The sequence below is a fragment of the uncultured Corynebacterium sp. genome (assembly GCF_902782855.1).
Taxonomy (GTDB): domain Bacteria; phylum Actinomycetota; class Actinomycetes; order Mycobacteriales; family Mycobacteriaceae; genus Corynebacterium.
On record NZ_CACZOO010000104.1, the window covers coordinates 1 to 15,191 of the forward strand.

Below are 15,191 nucleotides of genomic sequence, written 5' to 3' on the forward strand. Positions count from 1 at the left end.
CGAATTGTCCGCACTTGAGAAAGAATACTCTTTCGGTATATGGATAAGTATTCTTCTCATGAGAAAGATCGGAGTTCATGACCCCTTCGTTGATGACTGCGAACAGGATTGGATGGTTGTACATGTTGTGCTTTTCTTTCATCTTTTCCTGTCCCCAACCAAGATCATCACCGGTGCTCCAGTCTTCTTCAAAGAAACCTTTGCGGACTACGAAATGATTGTCCCCAACATAAGGTTTGTCTTTCGGAAAAGTCTCGGGAGTTTTGTTACTCACTCGGTATCCGGAATCCGGGTATTCATCTTTTCTATCTTCTTCGGGGGTGAACCCCTGGGATACTACGTCGCTTCGCCGCAATCCAGGGGAAGTTTCATTAAATTCCTCTGACGATGGGTACTCATTCTCAGTAAGAGCGTTTAGGTGCGGCGCATCACTTCGGGGAATCACTGCAATATTCTCACCTGAGCCCATAATCGATCCTCTGCTGAACCTCTGCGTGGAAACCAAGGAAAATGGCAGGACGTCAGGTATAGGATATCCCAAATCATTGCTTGTTTCAAGCTGAGTGTCCCAGTAAATGTATGCTTGCCCTGCTAGTTCTCGAGCTCCAAAGAGGCTTGACCATCCAATCACGCCCCTGTCCGCGAAATTCACAATATGAAAAACTCCAGGCTCCCGGGCCATTTCATCCCCAGAGGGAAACCCATATTCTCCCGTTTCTCGCCCCAGGGCATCCCACACCTTCTGGGTATTGAAGTACATGAACCTGGTCGCACGGTCGGTTCCACGCCAGGACATTGTACCGTTGGAGAAGTTCGTGTACCTATAGGCATCCGTGTTCTCGATTTCATTGGTGATCGGAACTCCGATGGGGTGGTTGGCTCCGCCTAGTTGATCGTAACGGGCCTTGATATCTCCCCACACCGCACCGCCGGTGAGAGGTGAGTAGTAGATGTCACCGCCGCTGTATCGTTGACCGTAAATCAGTGGTGTCGAGGTGGAGAATGCCTCACCTACGGGGTAACCGAGACGACCAGTCTCGTACCCGAGGGTATTCCACTGTTTGGCAGCATCAGGTGCCACGCTGTGGGCTCCGTGGCTCGGGTGCCAGTAGATGTTTCCACCGAGGAACTCCGAGCGTCGGCCGACTCCTTCAGGATTAACCAGTTCATTGGACTTCGGGAGCCCGAGCCAACTCACGGGGCCACCGATGACTTCATAGCGCTCGAGGATGGCACCACATACCTGATAAGGCGAAGGCCAGAACACCTTGCACGTCTGACCTGCCGCACGTGTCAGTGGACGCTTGTCCAACTGAGCTTCCCTGACCTCTGCTCGGTCGGCCTCCTGCTTGGTGTACCCCTCGGGAACTCCGATGATGTCGGATCGCATCATCCCGGGTGTCACCTCGTCCTGGGGCTCCGGAAGATCCTCCGGTGGAGCTTCGCTCGGAGGCTCATCCCGGTAGTACCCGTCCACATCTGGAGCACCGGGATCAAGTGCCGCAATCTCCTGGGCGGCACTTGGTTCATCACGGTTAGGGACGTAGTACTCTACGGGGGCGACGCCTTCCTCTTGGACCTGTGCGTAAGGTTCGGGCTGTTGTTCCTCGGCGGTGGCCGTGGGGACGACACTGGCCGACAGGCACGTGATCATTGTTGCGGCCAGAATGCTGAGTGTGTCGCATGTGTTCCTCAGTCAGGGTGGGGTGGAGAGCTAAACGCCGATAAGTTCTTCCATCTAACCACATGTGCCCCAACTGTGTCATGCGTCTCAGTGCAGCGGCGTCGCCACCCACGGCGACTCCGGGTGGTGCAGGGAGATCGCCATGCCACCGACGTACTCGAAGGAGCCCTCGTCGATGGTCTCGCACCACTGCGTCCGCCCGATGATGAAACCGTCGGCGTGCTCCCGCCAGGATCCGTAGACCTGTCGGGTGATGTCCAGTGCGCCGCGGACCAGGGGTTCGGCGTCCTGCTCTGTGATGTAGCCGGCACCGTGCGCCATCCACAGGACGCGTAGGGCGCGGGCCGTGTCCCAGCCGACGGTGTCGACGGGCAGCGTCGACGGCAGCGCCATGACCGACTCCTCCATGAGGAACGGTCCGACGATCCGTCGGACCTCGGCGGCGACAGCCTCATCCGGGACCTCCGGGTCCACGACCTCGCGGGTCGCGGCGATCAGACCGTTGAGGTGCTGGCCGCGCTCCCCGACCGGCAGCGCCACCAGGTCCGAGAGTGCCGAGCGCAGTGCCCGGTACCCCGGATCACCGGCACCGGTGAGCAGCTCATGGGCGGTCTGCAGGGCGCTCTGACCGTCGTTGACGCCCCAGGAGCCGCTGAGCATCTGGCGGTAGCGGCTCTCGTACCCTCTTCCGCCTCCGCCAAAGAGCTTCTTCAGTCCCTTCTTCGGCTGCGGTGCGGGTCCTGGTCCGTCGATGACCCGGTCGGGACCGATCTCGTAGGGCAGGGACAGCGACCAGCCGAGGGCGACCTCGGGATCCAGACGGTTCTGCCTGGTCAGGTGGTACCCGGGATCACGGAACCCGGGAAGCTCCAGGTACTGGTCGTAGCTCTGTGCGGTCATCTCATTCGGTGAGGGCATGCTCATCACGGTATCAGTGATGAACCCTTCGCCGTGGCCATGGGGGCGGGCGTCGCGTCGGTAGAGTCAGGCATCGAATCCGTGGGGGTCGACGCCGTGCTGGCGTACCTGGCAGACGGTGATCATCTGAATCGCAGGGATTCGACTGTTGACAGATTGAGTCCGTAATGGGACATTATCTGTCATGAATGACAGTCAGTTCCTCACGGTCGCCGAGACCGCTGAAGCCCTCGCGGTGACACCCCGGCATGCCAGGAGACTGGCGGACAACGGTGCCGTCACCAGGGTCGCCCGTGGAATCATCGACCGGGAGTCCGTCGACAGATACCTCGCTTCACAACGGCAGTCCCGTACCCGTGCATGGTCGGCGCAGACGGCCTGGGCAGCTGCGGCGCTGCTGTCAGGCCGGACACCGGACTGGTTGGGTGCGACGCAGACCTCCCGTCTACGGCATTCTCTCCGTGAGATCACCACCGCGGATGAGCTCATTACCCGGATGAGGGGGCGCAGTCAGGTGCGTACATTCGACGCTCACCGGGCAGCGCTGTCCCGGCTCCGCCGTCTCGTGGTGATGAGCGATCAGAGCCAACTCGGACTCAGCGGGACCACCGATGACATCGTTGACGGCTATATCGAGGGAGATCAGATCGGAGAGGTCGTCCGGTCTCTCGGCCTCCGGCCCGCCGTCCACGGAAACGTCACCCTCCGGTCAGTGACCTGTGACTTTGAGCAGGTACGCCCCCTGATCACCACCCGGGCGGCTGCGGCACTGGACGCGGCCGTCAGTACCGACCCCCGCACCCGGGGCGTCGGGGAACAGGCGCTGGAGGAGATCCTGGAGGCACGGACATGAGCACAGACCGCGCACGTATCACCGTCAGTTCCCCGGTAGGCGGGTGGCCTGCGCCGTGGCCGAGCGTCGCCGAACTGGCGGAAGCACTTCCTGACGGGTCCTGGACCCTGGTGGGTGGACTGATGACTCAGCTCCACACCATCGACCACGGCATCGGCGTCGTGAGACCGACCAATGACGTCGACATCGTGCTGCATATCGAGAAAATGCGTGGCGTCCCGGGGTGCTGTTGCCACTGCACTGGAGAGGTTGGGCTACCACCTCCAGCACAGTATCGACCCCAGGAACAACACCGCCCACCGTTTCGTGCGTGGCACAACAGCAGTCGACATCGTCGCTGACGGAGAGGAGGAACAGGTCGATGTGCTGATTGCCGATCACGCAGCTCCCCGGGTTGTGGAGAAGCTCCGGGGACGCGACATGGTGCGGATGGAGGGCGGAACGCAGGCGCTTCGTCGCACAGTCAACGCCCGGCTGCAGATCGCCGGCCAGGAACTGAGCACCATATCCGTACCCCGTCCGTTCGGCGCCCTCATACTGAAGGCCGCCGCATTCATCACGGATTCCAGAGACCGGGACCGGCACCTGTTCGATGCTGCAGCACTTCTCGCCTGTGTTGATGACCGGTACGCGGAGCGGGACTGCTTCACGGGATCAGACCGCGGACGCATAGACATGCTGGCATCTCATCTGGGGACATCGCACTCGGCATCCTCGCCGCGTGAGAGTCAGCTCACTCCAACCCCAGTTCATCGAGCAGCTCCAGGAACGCAGGTGCGACCGAGGTGCGCCACAGGACGTCCACTTTCGCGTCCGCCCGACCCGGACCGCCGTTGACGACGCTGACCCGCTTGCCCTGCTGCTGCGCGTCCAGCACCAGCCGGTAACCGCTCATCACCGCCAGCGACGACCCCGCCACAAGCACCGAGGACGCCTCCGCCACCATCCGCGCCGCCTGCTGACGACGCTCAGTAGGAACAGGTTCACCGAAGTAGACCACATCCGGTTTGAGGAGCACTGACCCGCACCTCTCACAGCCGACCATCCGGAACTTCTCGACATGGGCCGCATCCAGCGTCACGTCACCGTCCGGGTTGACCTGTGTGGGATCCAGCTGGACCTCCTCCAGGTACCCCGGATTCGCGGCCTCCAACCGGGCGTCGAAGGAGCGACGGTCCTCGGTATGCCCGCATTCCAGGCAGATCACCCGGGCCAGATCACCGTGGAGGGTCAGCAGGTTCCGTGAGCCCGCCGCAGCGTGCAGACCGTCGACGTTCTGCGTGACGACTCCGGTGACCAGGCCGGCGTCCTCCAGTTCGGCGATGGCGTAGTGGGTCACGTTCGGTCGGGACGTCGCCATCTCGCGCCAGCCGACGAAGGACCGCGCCCAGTAGCGGTGGGAGGCCTCCGGATCATGCCGGAACTCCTGGTAGGTCATCGGCCGGTGGCGGCCCAGGGAGCCGTTCGGACCGCGGTAGTCAGGGATCCCCGAATCCGTGGAAACGCCCGCCCCGGTGATCACCAGGACCCCACCCGCCTGTAGCTGGGAGGCCACCGCATCCAGCGCCACATCCGGATCGGAATGCGTCCCCGTCTCCTCCACGACCCGGGCGATGGAGCGCAACGCGGAGCGATGGGCGAGGGTGACCGGATCAGGGAGAACCATGCGTGCCAGTCTAGAGCGGCTGCCCGACCTCCTACGAGTCGAGGAAGAGCTCCCCACGCCACACCGGGTGCAGCAGGTTCTCGGTACTCAGCACCTTGTCCAGGGTCTCCTTGTCCAGCAGGCCCATCTCCAGGACGACCTCGGGCACGGACTTCCCGGTCCGGGCGCACTCCTTACCCACCAGGTCACCGTTGTGGTGGCCGATGAGCGGGTTGAGGTAAGTGACGATACCGATGGAGTTGTCCACGTAGCGTCGGCAGACCTCCGGATTCGCAGTGATGTCCACGACACACAGCGTGCGCAGCGTGGTGCAAGCCCGGGCGAGCAGCCGGATCGACTCGAACAGTGACTGTGAGATCACCGGCTCCATCACGTTGAGCTGCAGCTGGCCGGCCTCCGCAGCCATCGAGATCGTCACGTCGTTGCCGAAGACCTTGAAGCAGATCTGGTTGACGACCTCCGGGATCACCGGGTTGACTTTCGCCGGCATGATCGAGGAACCCGCCTGACGTTCCGGCAGGTTGATCTCGTTGAGACCGGCCCGCGGACCCGACGACAGCAGACGCAGATCATTGCAGATCTTCGACAGCTTCATCGCCACCCGCTTGACCACCGAGCTCGCGTTGACGTAAGCCCCGGTGTCACTGGTGGCCTCCAGCAGATCACGGGCCGGCTTGATCTCAAGACCGGTCACCTCCGACAGCGCCGAGGTGACCTGCGCCTGGTAGCCGGCCGGGGCATTGACCCCGGTACCGATCGCGGTACCACCCAGATTGACCTCCAGCATGAAGGCCGCCGCGCGGTCCAGCTGTGCCTGCTCCTCCGCGAGATTGCGGGCGAAGGCGGTGAACTCCTCGCCAAGGCTTACCGGAACCGCGTCCTGCAACTGGGTGCGGCCCATGGTGATGATGTCGCGGAACTCGTCCCCCTTGGCGGCGAAAGACCTCTCCAACGCCGCCAGATGCTTGATGAGCTCCTGGAACGCGGAGTGGATACCCAGTCGGAAACCCGTCGGGTAGGCGTCATTGGTGGACTGGCTCATGTTGACGTCGTCATTGGGGTTGATGACGTCGTAGCTGCCCTTCGGCTCGCCCAGGTACTCCAGGGCGAGGTTGGCGACAACCTCGTTGACGTTCATGTTCGTCGAGGTGCCGGCACCGCCCTGGTAGACGTCGATCGGGAACTGGTCCATGCATCGGTGACTGTCCAGGATCTGGTCACAGGCCCAGATGATCGCCTCGGCCTTGTCCCCAGGCAGCGTGTGCAGCCGCCGGTTGGCCAGGGCAGCAGCCTTCTTCACCTGCACCATGCCCCGGATGAACTCCGGCAGCTGGTTCAGTGTCGTCCGCGAGATCTGGAAGTTGTCGACCGCACGCAGGGCGTGGATGCCGTAGTAGGCGTCCGCGGGAACCTCCATACTGCCGAGGAGGTCCTCCTCGGTACGGAAGGAGTCCGCCGCATGGGCCTGCCGGGAGATGGACTCCGCCGAGGTGATGATGTCCGTCGACAGTGTCACCGGGCGGTAGGTCCGTCCGGTGGGCATCGCCTGGGGGTCGTTCATCTTGTCGATCGGGGAATCGTTCTGGGTGTCTGACACGTGTACCGCATGACCTTTCGGATCAGCGCCGGGCCCTGAAGACAACGGATGGGTGGGGTGAGGTCAGATCCTGGCGATGCGGATGTCGCTGGCCAGGATGGCCTTGGCCCCCAGTGCCGAGAGCTTGTCCATGAGGGTGTTGGCGTCCTTCCGCGGAACCATGGCGCGGACAGCGACCCAGTCCTCATGTGCCAGTGGCGACACGGTGGGGCCGGACAGGCCCGGCGTGATCGACGATACCTGTTCCAGAATGGTTCGGGGGCAATTGTAGTCGAGCATCACGTAGTTGCGGGCGTGGAGGATGCCCTCCAGCCGCTTGAGGAAGACCTGATGACGCGGATCCACCTCGGCGCCCTTGCGGCCCACCACGACGGCGGTCGAGGCGATCAGGGCTTCACCGAACGGCTCCAGTCCCTGCTGACGCAGGGTACGGCCGGTCGAGACGACGTCGGCGATGGCATCTGCCACACCCAGACGGATGGAGATTTCCACCGCGCCGTCCAGCCGGACGACCTTGGCGTCAATGCCACGCTGCGCAAGATCGCGGCGCACCAGGTTAGGGTACGAGGTCGCGATCCGCTTGCCGTCGAGGTCCGCGACCGTCCAGTCTCTCCCCGCCGGAGCGGCGTACCGGAACGTCGAGGAACCGAAGCCGAGCTCCATGAGCTCGTCGGTCTCCTCACGGGTGTCCGCCGCCAGATCGCGGCCGGTGATCCCCATGTCCAGGTGACCACTGGCCACGTAGATGGCGATGTCCTTGGGGCGCAGGAAGTAGAACTCCACGCCGTTGCCCTCGTCAAGGACGGTCAGTGACTTCGAGTCACCGCGCCCCGGGTATCCGGCTTCACGGAGAATGTCGGTCGCCGTCTCCGACAGGGAGCCTTTGTTGGGGACGGCGACACGCAACATCTCATCGGGTGCACTCACGTCGGAACTCCTAGAGGAATTTGTAGATGTCGGCGGGAGTCAGCCCACGTTTGACCATGACCACCTGCAGCCAGTAGATGAGCTGGGAGATCTCCTCGGAGAGCTCGTCATCACTCTGGTACTCCGCCGCCAGCCAGACCTCGCCCGCCTCCTCGGCGATCTTCTTGCCGAGGTTGTGCAGTCCACCGTCCAGAGCCTTGACGGTGCCGGAGCCCTCGGGCCGGTCAACGGCACGCTGGGCGAGTTCCTCAAACAGGGAGTCGAAGTTTTTCACGGGGTTCATTGTGGCACATCCGCTGTCGGGACGCCGATGCGGCCCCACATGTCCCGCAGGTCCGACACGGTCAGCTCCGCGAGACCGCTGCACTTCCCGGGACGGTCCCCGGAGTCGCCCGCCGGCGGCCGGCGCAGGTCGACGATGTCCACCGCCCCCGTGGGCACCGGATTCCCCGGGGACGGGACGCCGAGGACGCGGCACCCGGCTGCCACCGCCGAGCGCATCCCGTTGGTCGAGTCCTCCACCACCAGGCAGTCCGCCGGAGCCAGACCGAGGAGCTGACAGGCCCGAAGGTACGGCTCCGGTGCCGGCTTACCGTGGGCCACCTCATCTCCGCACACCGACCCGACGAACCGGTCCGCTCCGATCGTCTGCAGCGCCCGGTCGGTCAGCGACCGGTAGGTGTTGGTCACCACCATCATCGGCAGGGTCGCCGCCCCCTCCGCCAGCAGTTCCGGGATCCCCGGGCGGAACGGCAGGTCGGCGGAGAAGAGCTCCGAGACGATCGTGTAGAGCCGGTCCACCCAGTGGTGCAGGGCCGCGTCGTCGAGCGTCAGGCCGGCCCAGTCCGCACAGATGCGTACGGTGTTCTCCGCGATACCGCCGACCGTGCTCTCCCTGACCTCCGGGGTCAGTTCACGACCCATTTCGGAGCACATCGTGTACGTCGCCTGGCCCCACTTCGGTTCGGTGTCCACGAGTGTGCCGTCCATGTCCCAGAGAATCGCCTTCATGCCCTCCATCATGCCCGCAACCCCCGCAGGTACAGTTGACGGCTATGACTGACATCACAGACGCATATTTCCTGCCTGGTGGCACACACACCGATGCTGACGGCGTCGACTGGCACCTGTTCACCGCCACCGACCACACAGCCAGCCCCTGGGGTGAGGGGTTCCAGCACGGTGCCCCACCCGCCGCCCTGGTGACACACCTGTTGGAGACCGTCGTCCCCGACAACGGGCGTCTCGCCCGTGTCACCGTCGACCTGCTCGGAGCGGTACCGCTGGGTGAGCTGCGGGGTCGGGCGCGGGTCGTGCGCCCGGGCAAGCGGATCTGCCTGCTGGAGTCCGTGGTCACCGAGCCGGGTGGCCGTGAGGTTGCCCGGGGTACCGGGTGGTGGGTCAGGCACCACGACACCACGGGTGTGGAGACGGCGGTGGCGCCGGAGGTGACGCCCCGGGAGGAATGCTCCTGGTGTGATCCGGAGGATCCCGGTTCATTCACCGGAATGTGGGCCAGTGGATACATTGACACCCTGGAGACCTGGGCGGCGCCGGGTCAGCTGTGGGTCCGGGCGAAGCTCCCGGTCGTCGCAGGGGTACCGGACACCCCGTGGACCAGGTTGATGGGGGTGGCGGACGTCGCCAACGGCACCAACCCCACCCTCGACCCACGGCAGTGGCAGTTCATGAACACCGATCTCACCGTCAACATCCACCGCCAGCCCCGGGTGGACGGGGACGGCTGGCTCTGTGTGCGGGCGGACGCCAACTACGGTCCCGACGGTGTCGGGCTCACGGTCGGCCGCCTCCATGACAGCGACGGACCGGTGGGGACCACCACCCAGTCACTGATGCTCAGCCCCCTCTGACTCCCTCCTGGCTCTTCGCACCACTCTTCGGCCGGGACGGACGGTCAGTCGTCCTCCCCGGTGATCCGGTCCAGGTCCGTGAGGACACTCTCGCCGTCCTGGTTGTGCTCGGCGGCCAGAGCTGAGACGATGACGCGGAAATCGTTCTGCTCCTCCTCCTCGAACACCGCGTCCCCGTGCCGTTCGCTGAGGGCGGACAGGGCGCCGTAGGCGGCGATGACCGCCAGCGACATCTCCGTCGGCTCCTGACGGATATCGACGGTAAGCCGGCGGAGGATCTCGGCGGCGTCGGCGGCCACCTCCGGCGGGTACGGCGGGTCCCAGAACTCCCGTTCCCCCTCACGCAGGTAACTTCCGGTGGACAGGGACCTCAGCGTGTCCAGGAAGTCGGTGATGAGTTCGACGGAGGAACGGCTCACAGCCGGACCCCCAGCAGCGCGTCGCACAGGGTCCGCAGCACCGTCCCGGCGTCCTCCCCCGGACCGGGGACGGCCCGGTTCCCGGAGTCGGGGGCGGATGCGGCGGTGTCGACGACCCCGGCGCACCAGGAGTCGATCAGTGTGAGGACCCGTGGGGTGTCGAGATCGTCGGCCAGTGCCGCGCGGACCTCGGCAACCAGCGGTGCCGCCGCGGACGCCGGACGGGCGCCCGCGGCCCCGGCGGCGCCCCGCCACCGGGCGAGCCGCTCCTCGGCACGGGCGAGGACGCTGCCGGACCAGTTCCGGTCGGACCGGTAGTGCTGTTCGTAGAGACCCAACCGGATCGCCGACGCGTCATGACCGGCGGCGGTGAGCTTCGAGACGAAGACGAGGTTGCCCAGCGACTTGCTCATTTTCACCCCGTCGAGGCCGATCATGCCGGTGTGGACGTAGTGGTCCGCCATCCGGTCGCAGCCGTGGGCGGCCTCGGCGTGGGCGGCAGAGAACTCGTGGTGTGGGAAGCGCAGGTCACTGCCGCCTCCCTGGACCGCGAAGGACGCCCCGAGGCGGTTGGTGGCGATGGCCGAACATTCGACGTGCCAGCCGGGGCGGCCGGCGCCGAAGGGTGCGTCCCAGGACGGCTCGCCGTCGCGCCGGGCACGCCAGACCAGCGCGTCGAGCGGGTACCGCTTGCCCGCACGTTCCGGGTCGCCTCCCCGCTCGGCGAAAAACTCCGCCATCTGCGCGGCATCGTAACGGGACTCGTAGCCGAAATGTGACGTGAAGGTGTGGTCGACGTAGATGTCCGGAAACTCGTCATCGTCGACGCGGTAGGCCGCCCCCACCTCCAGCAGTCGGCCCACCATGCCGATCACCTCGTCGACGGATTCCATCGCACCGACATACTCCCGCGGCGGAATGACGGACAGGGCCTCCATGTCGGAGCGGAAAAGGTCGATCTGTGAGTCGCCGAGGTCGCGCCAGTCCACCCCGTCGCGTTCCGCACGTTCGAACAGTGGATCGTCGACGTCGGTGATGTTCTCCACGAAATGGACCCGGTGGCCGTTGTCGAGCAACTGACGGTGCACCAGGTCGAAGGTCACATAGGTCGCCGCATGGCCGAGATGGGTCGAGTCGTAGGGGGTGATCCCGCAGACGTAGATCCCCACTTCCCCCGACGGCCAGTCGGTGCGTACCGGACGGACCGCGTCGTCAGCTGTGTCGTACAGGGACAGCGGGACCCCGTCTCCGGAGAGGACGGGGACTTCAGGGAGGGGCCATGAACGCATGGCCACAGATACTACCCGTGGAGTCAGGCCGCCATCACTCCGAGACCCAGCAGCAGCATCACCAGCAGGCCGACCGGGATTCGCCAGACGGCGAACCAGGCGAAGGAGTGGTTGGAGACGAACTTCAGCAGCCAGGCGATGGCGATGTAGCCGATGGCGAAGGCCACCGCAGTGCCGACGAACAGCTGGAGTCCACTGGCGGCCTGACCCGAGGACGGGTTGAAGGCGTCCGGCAGGCTGAACAGACCCGAAGCCAGTACCGCGGGGATCGCCAGCAGGAAGGAGAACCTGGTGGCGACCTCACGGTCGAGGTTGAGGAGCAGACCGGCGGAGACCGTACCACCGGAGCGGGACACGCCCGGGATGAGCGAGAGACACTGGGCGAAACCCATCACCAGGGCGTCCTTCATGGTCAGGTCGGTGAACTCGCGACGTTTGGTGCCGACCCGTTCCGCCCAGATGAAGACGAAGGAGAACAGGATCAGGACGGATGCGGTGATCCACAGGTTGCGCAGTGCATCGCGGATGACGTCCTGGAACAGGAAACCGAGCACACCGACCGGGACGGTGCCGGCGATGACCATCCAGCCCATGCGGTAGTTGAGGTTGTCGCGCTTCTGCCGGTCGAACAGTCCGGCGAACCAGGCGGTGAGGATCAGCCAGATGTCTCTGGCGAAGAACACCAGCACCGCCAGCTCGGTGCCGAGCTGGACGACGGCGGTGAAGGATGCACCGGCGTCCTCGTCCCAGAAGAGTTCGGAGACGATCCTGAGGTGGCCGGAGGAGGAGACCGGGAGGAACTCGGTGAGCCCCTGGACGATCGACAGCACGATCACCTGCAACCATCCCATGTCCGTGGTCGCCGCCTCTGAGGCGGAGAGAAGTGTCTGGGTCATGTGTGGAGAGGTTACCGCCACGGGGTGTAGTAGCGTGAGACGGGTGAAGCGCCTGACCCACAAGACCGTCTGTACCTCGGTGATCGCCCTCGCGGCCACCCTCACCCTCGCCGGCTGCAGCGGAGGGGCCGACGACGGGGACGGTGAATCCGTCGTCGGCGTCGCGGCGACCCCCGCAGCCTCTCCTGCCACCGGTGAGGCCGTCGGTGAGGTGACCACCGGGGACGCCGTCACAGGTCTCGCCCGGATCGGACTCGGGAAGGATGCGGCGGACACCGACGCGGTGGCCGTTCTCGGGGACGGCACGCTCAGCACCGGTACCCTCCGGGAGATCTCCGCCGGCTCGGCGGACACGGTCACCGTCGACAAGAGCTGTGACTCTGTCGTCTCCGCCCCGGACGGTGTGGTCCTCACCTGCGGCAGCACGGTCAGCATCCGGGATGCCGACGGCAAGGAGACCCGGACCCTCGACATCGGTTCCACGGTCACCGCGGCCGCCGTGGTGACCGACGGCACCGTCGCCGTGACGACCGAGGGCTCCGACAAGGTCACCTGGTACGACGCCGAGGGTGGGAAGAAGCATTCCGAGGTCACGAGCGCCACCCCCTCCGGCATGGTTCCGGTCGGCAACGAACGCAACACCGGTGACGACGGTGCCGCCCAGTGGCGCGTGGGCGTCCTCGACACCGGGCAGTCCTCGGTGGCGGACATCGACATGGACAAGCGTCAGTACAACGCCGCGTTACGTGTCGGCCAGGGGCTGGGTGACGCCGCCGCCGCACAGGCTCCGGACGGCGTACTCGTCGCCTCCGACCCCCGCACTGACCAGGCACTGGTCTACACCTTCACCGACGTCATCCGGCACACCCAGGCCGTGCACACCGGTCCGTCGCCCTGGGCGGTGCTGTGGGACGCTGACCGCCGGCTCATGTGGGTCTCGACCACCGGTGACAATCAGCTGACCGCCTACCGGCTGGCCACCGGCACCCCCGTCGCCGTCGGGCACGTCGACACCGTCGCCGATGTCCGTCAGATCGCCGACGCGCCCGACGGTGACCTGTTGCTCATCGGTCAGGACGGCACCCGCCAGCTCATCCCCTCCGCCGACCTGCCCACCGGCAGGTAGACGGCCGTACGAAGACCGACGCAGAAAGAAGGATCCCCGACGTGTCCTCCCTCCCCACATTCCGTGCCGTGCGCGGCGTCATCTACGACGCGGCTCTCAAGGTCCTGTTCCGGCTACGCCCCGAGCGGATCCACGTACTGATGAACCGGTGGCTCTCACTGGCGTCCCAGGTGCCGCTGATCCGCCGGATGCTGCGGCGTCTCCTGGTGGTCGATGACCCGGCACTGGCACAGACGGTCGCCGGCCTGGCTTTCCCCCGACCGCTCGGACTCGCCGCCGGCTTCGACAAGAACGCGACCGAGGCGGACATCTGGGGTCCACTCGGTTTCGGTTCTGCGGAGGTCGGTACCGTCACCGCCGCCGCCCAGCCGGGCAACCCCACCCCGCGACTGTTCCGTCTCACCGGGGACCGCGCACTGCTCAACCGGATGGGTTTCAACAACGACGGTGCCGCCGCTGCCGCCGACCGGCTGAGAGGCCGTGCCGAACCAGAGCCGCTGGGCGTGAACCTGGGGAAGACCAAGGTGACCCCCGCCGACCGGGCGGCGGAGGACTACCGGATCTCGGCGCAGGCCGTCGACGGTGTCGCCGACTATCTGGTCATCAACGTCTCCTCACCCAATACACCGGGGCTGCGTGACCTGCAGGCGGTCGAATCACTGCGCCCCATCATCGAGGCCGTGCGCGGGGTCAGCGCGCGTCCCCTGTTCGTGAAGATCGCCCCCGACCTCTCCGACGAGGACGTGGATGCGGTGACCGACCTCGCTGTGGATCTGAGGGTCACGGGGCTCATCGCGACCAACACGACCATCAGTCGGGAGGGCCTCGTCACCCCCGGTGTCCGTGGGCTCGGGGCCGGTGGTGTCTCGGGCGCGCCGGTGGCTGCCCGTGCCCTGGAAGTCCTGCGGCGGATCCACCGCAGGGCCGGTGACCGGCTGGTGCTCATCGGCGTCGGCGGGATCGAGACGCCGCAGCAGGCCTGGGAACGGATCGGCGCCGGTGCCACCCTGCTCCAGGGGTACACGGCCTTCATCTACGGTGGACCGGACTGGATCCGCGACATCCACCTGGGCCTGGCCCACCAGGTCCGACGCCATGGCCTGGCGAGCATCTCGGAGGCCGTCGGGGCGGAACTCCCCTGGCTGGACTGACGTCACCCTGGGGCGGTGCAGCCTCAGTTCTCCGCCCAACCCCACAACAGGGCACGCGCGGTGGCGCGGAAGTTGAGGTTGAACCCCAGGATGGCCGGCGTCGACCGGTCAGGGATGTCGAGCCGCTCAGGGACGGCGTGGACGGCGTAGATGTAGCGGTGGGGGCCGTGCCCGGCCGGTGGCTCCGCGCCGTAGAAGCCGCGCCGGCCACTGTCACCGCGCAGGGCGACCGCCCCCTCCGGCAGGCCGACGAGTTCGTCGTCCCCGGCTCCGGTGGGCAGCGAGGTCACCGAGGCCGGGATGTTGAACACGGCCCAGTGCCAGTATCCGGAACCAGTGGGGGCGTCCGGATCGTAGCAGGTCACAGCGTAGGTCTCGGTGTCTTCCGGCGCCCCTGACCAGGACAGCTGCGGGGAGATGTCGTTGCCGCCGAGCTGGGCGTCCGCGAGCCGTCCCCCGGTGGTGAGATCCTCACTGGTGAGGGTGAAGGTGGGCAGGTCAGTCAGTGGTCTGTACGGATCGGGTCCCGGGAACCGGTCATCGACGTAGGTGGGCTGGTGGTTCTTCTGTCCTGAAGTGCTCATGTACTCCAGTATGCACCACACCACCGGGGGGACCGTGACGATTTGGTGCCCTCCGGGCATGCGGGCTACAGTATGCGAGTCCGCACGGCGTGTTACCACGTCCTGCGCAGAGGTTGCCCTGTCCGGGTGGCGGAATGGCAGACGCGCTAGCTTGAGGTGCTAGTGTCCTATTAACGGACGTGGGGGTTCAAGTCCCCCTCCGGACACAGA

At 65.6% G+C, this 15,191-nt stretch carries 15 protein-coding genes and 1 tRNA gene; 5 read left to right on the top strand and 11 right to left on the bottom strand.

Annotated features, from left to right (window positions below):
• A partial coding sequence (locus tag QZV72_RS04815; protein WP_297005893.1) for an LGFP repeat-containing protein occupies window positions 1-1,654 on the bottom strand: 1,654 nt, incomplete at its 3' end.
• 117 nt (window positions 1,655-1,771) lie between these two features.
• Window positions 1,772-2,602, bottom strand: coding sequence for a DUF1266 domain-containing protein (locus QZV72_RS04820; RefSeq protein WP_297005895.1), 831 nt, complete (start codon window positions 2,600-2,602; stop codon window positions 1,772-1,774).
• Window positions 2,603-2,786: 184 nt separating this feature from the next.
• Here QZV72_RS04820 and QZV72_RS04825 point away from each other — a divergent pair, with 184 nt between their 5' ends.
• Window positions 2,787-3,455: a helix-turn-helix domain-containing protein gene (locus QZV72_RS04825; protein WP_297005896.1), complete on the top strand. Its 669-nt coding sequence runs from the start codon at window positions 2,787-2,789 to the stop codon at window positions 3,453-3,455.
• A gap of 733 nt (window positions 3,456-4,188) precedes the next feature.
• On the opposite strand, the gene QZV72_RS04830 is transcribed toward QZV72_RS04825, so the two are convergent.
• The 5 genes from QZV72_RS04830 to QZV72_RS04850 all read right to left on the bottom strand — a co-directional run bounded on the left by QZV72_RS04830 (window position 4,189) and on the right by QZV72_RS04850 (window position 8,656).
• Window positions 4,189-5,121 carry a Sir2 family NAD-dependent protein deacetylase gene (locus tag QZV72_RS04830; RefSeq protein WP_297005898.1) on the bottom strand — a complete coding sequence of 311 codons (933 nt, stop codon included), beginning with the start codon at window positions 5,119-5,121 and terminating at the stop codon, window positions 4,189-4,191.
• A gap of 31 nt (window positions 5,122-5,152) precedes the next feature.
• Entirely contained in the window at window positions 5,153-6,682 is a 1,530-nt protein-coding gene (gene aspA, locus QZV72_RS04835) for an aspartate ammonia-lyase (RefSeq protein ID WP_297005919.1), read from the bottom strand.
• Window positions 6,683-6,781: 99 nt separating this feature from the next.
• On the bottom strand, window positions 6,782-7,627 hold the full coding sequence (gene hisG, locus QZV72_RS04840) for an ATP phosphoribosyltransferase (protein WP_297005921.1): 846 nt from the start codon (window positions 7,625-7,627) through the stop codon (window positions 6,782-6,784).
• A gap of 28 nt (window positions 7,628-7,655) precedes the next feature.
• Window positions 7,656-7,919: a phosphoribosyl-ATP diphosphatase gene (locus QZV72_RS04845; protein ID WP_297005900.1), complete on the bottom strand. Its 264-nt coding sequence runs from the start codon at window positions 7,917-7,919 to the stop codon at window positions 7,656-7,658.
• 5 nt (window positions 7,920-7,924) lie between these two features.
• The gene (locus tag QZV72_RS04850; RefSeq protein ID WP_297005904.1) at window positions 7,925-8,656 is read right to left on the bottom strand and encodes an HAD family phosphatase; all 732 of its coding nucleotides are present in this window, start codon (window positions 8,654-8,656) and stop codon (window positions 7,925-7,927) included.
• Window positions 8,657-8,700: 44 nt separating this feature from the next.
• Between QZV72_RS04850 and QZV72_RS04855 the strand changes: the two genes are divergently transcribed.
• Window positions 8,701-9,516, top strand: a complete 816-nt coding sequence (locus tag QZV72_RS04855; protein ID WP_297005906.1) for a thioesterase family protein — start codon at window positions 8,701-8,703, stop codon at window positions 9,514-9,516.
• 44 nt (window positions 9,517-9,560) lie between these two features.
• On the opposite strand, the gene QZV72_RS04860 is transcribed toward QZV72_RS04855, so the two are convergent.
• The 3 genes from QZV72_RS04860 to QZV72_RS04870 are packed head-to-tail and all read right to left on the bottom strand — an operon-like array spanning window position 9,561 to window position 12,120.
• Window positions 9,561-9,935, bottom strand: a complete 375-nt coding sequence (locus tag QZV72_RS04860) for a hypothetical protein (protein WP_297005908.1) — start codon at window positions 9,933-9,935, stop codon at window positions 9,561-9,563.
• Window positions 9,932-11,224, bottom strand: a complete 1,293-nt coding sequence (gene mshC / locus QZV72_RS04865; RefSeq protein WP_297005910.1) for a cysteine--1-D-myo-inosityl 2-amino-2-deoxy-alpha-D-glucopyranoside ligase — start codon at window positions 11,222-11,224, stop codon at window positions 9,932-9,934. Before mshC ends, QZV72_RS04860 begins: the two co-directional genes overlap by 4 nt.
• Window positions 11,225-11,247: 23 nt before the next feature.
• Window positions 11,248-12,120 (bottom strand): undecaprenyl-diphosphate phosphatase, encoded by an 873-nt coding sequence (locus QZV72_RS04870; RefSeq protein ID WP_297005912.1) that lies wholly within the window; start codon window positions 12,118-12,120, stop codon window positions 11,248-11,250.
• 43 nt (window positions 12,121-12,163) lie between these two features.
• On the opposite strand from QZV72_RS04870, the gene QZV72_RS04875 reads away from it, so the two are divergent.
• Entirely contained in the window at window positions 12,164-13,246 is a 1,083-nt protein-coding gene (locus QZV72_RS04875; RefSeq protein WP_297005913.1) for a hypothetical protein, read from the top strand.
• A gap of 41 nt (window positions 13,247-13,287) precedes the next feature.
• Window positions 13,288-14,397, top strand: a complete 1,110-nt coding sequence (locus QZV72_RS04880) for a quinone-dependent dihydroorotate dehydrogenase (RefSeq protein ID WP_297005915.1) — start codon at window positions 13,288-13,290, stop codon at window positions 14,395-14,397.
• 23 nt (window positions 14,398-14,420) lie between these two features.
• On the opposite strand, the gene QZV72_RS04885 is transcribed toward QZV72_RS04880, so the two are convergent.
• Window positions 14,421-14,981: a YbhB/YbcL family Raf kinase inhibitor-like protein gene (locus QZV72_RS04885; protein WP_297005917.1), complete on the bottom strand. Its 561-nt coding sequence runs from the start codon at window positions 14,979-14,981 to the stop codon at window positions 14,421-14,423.
• Between the two features lie 120 nt (window positions 14,982-15,101).
• On the opposite strand from QZV72_RS04885, the gene QZV72_RS04890 reads away from it, so the two are divergent.
• Window positions 15,102-15,187 (top strand) — tRNA-Leu (locus tag QZV72_RS04890).
• Window positions 15,188-15,191: the final 4 nt, after the last annotated feature.

Coding starts and splice junctions, on each gene's coding strand:
- QZV72_RS04820 (WP_297005895.1), bottom strand. CDS start 2,602: ATGCCCTCACCGAATGAGATGACCGCACAGAGCTACGACCAGTACCTG.
- QZV72_RS04825 (WP_297005896.1), top strand. CDS start 2,787: ATGAATGACAGTCAGTTCCTCACGGTCGCCGAGACCGCTGAAGCCCTC.
- QZV72_RS04885 (WP_297005917.1), bottom strand. CDS start 14,981: ATGAGCACTTCAGGACAGAAGAACCACCAGCCCACCTACGTCGATGAC.
- QZV72_RS04830 (WP_297005898.1), bottom strand. CDS start 5,121: ATGGTTCTCCCTGATCCGGTCACCCTCGCCCATCGCTCCGCGTTGCGC.
- QZV72_RS04850 (WP_297005904.1), bottom strand. CDS start 8,656: ATGAAGGCGATTCTCTGGGACATGGACGGCACACTCGTGGACACCGAA.
- mshC (WP_297005910.1), bottom strand. CDS start 11,224: ATGCGTTCATGGCCCCTCCCTGAAGTCCCCGTCCTCTCCGGAGACGGG.
- QZV72_RS04870 (WP_297005912.1), bottom strand. CDS start 12,120: ATGACCCAGACACTTCTCTCCGCCTCAGAGGCGGCGACCACGGACATG.
- QZV72_RS04855 (WP_297005906.1), top strand. CDS start 8,701: ATGACTGACATCACAGACGCATATTTCCTGCCTGGTGGCACACACACC.
- hisG (WP_297005921.1), bottom strand. CDS start 7,627: ATGTTGCGTGTCGCCGTCCCCAACAAAGGCTCCCTGTCGGAGACGGCG.
- aspA (WP_297005919.1), bottom strand. CDS start 6,682: ATGAACGACCCCCAGGCGATGCCCACCGGACGGACCTACCGCCCGGTG.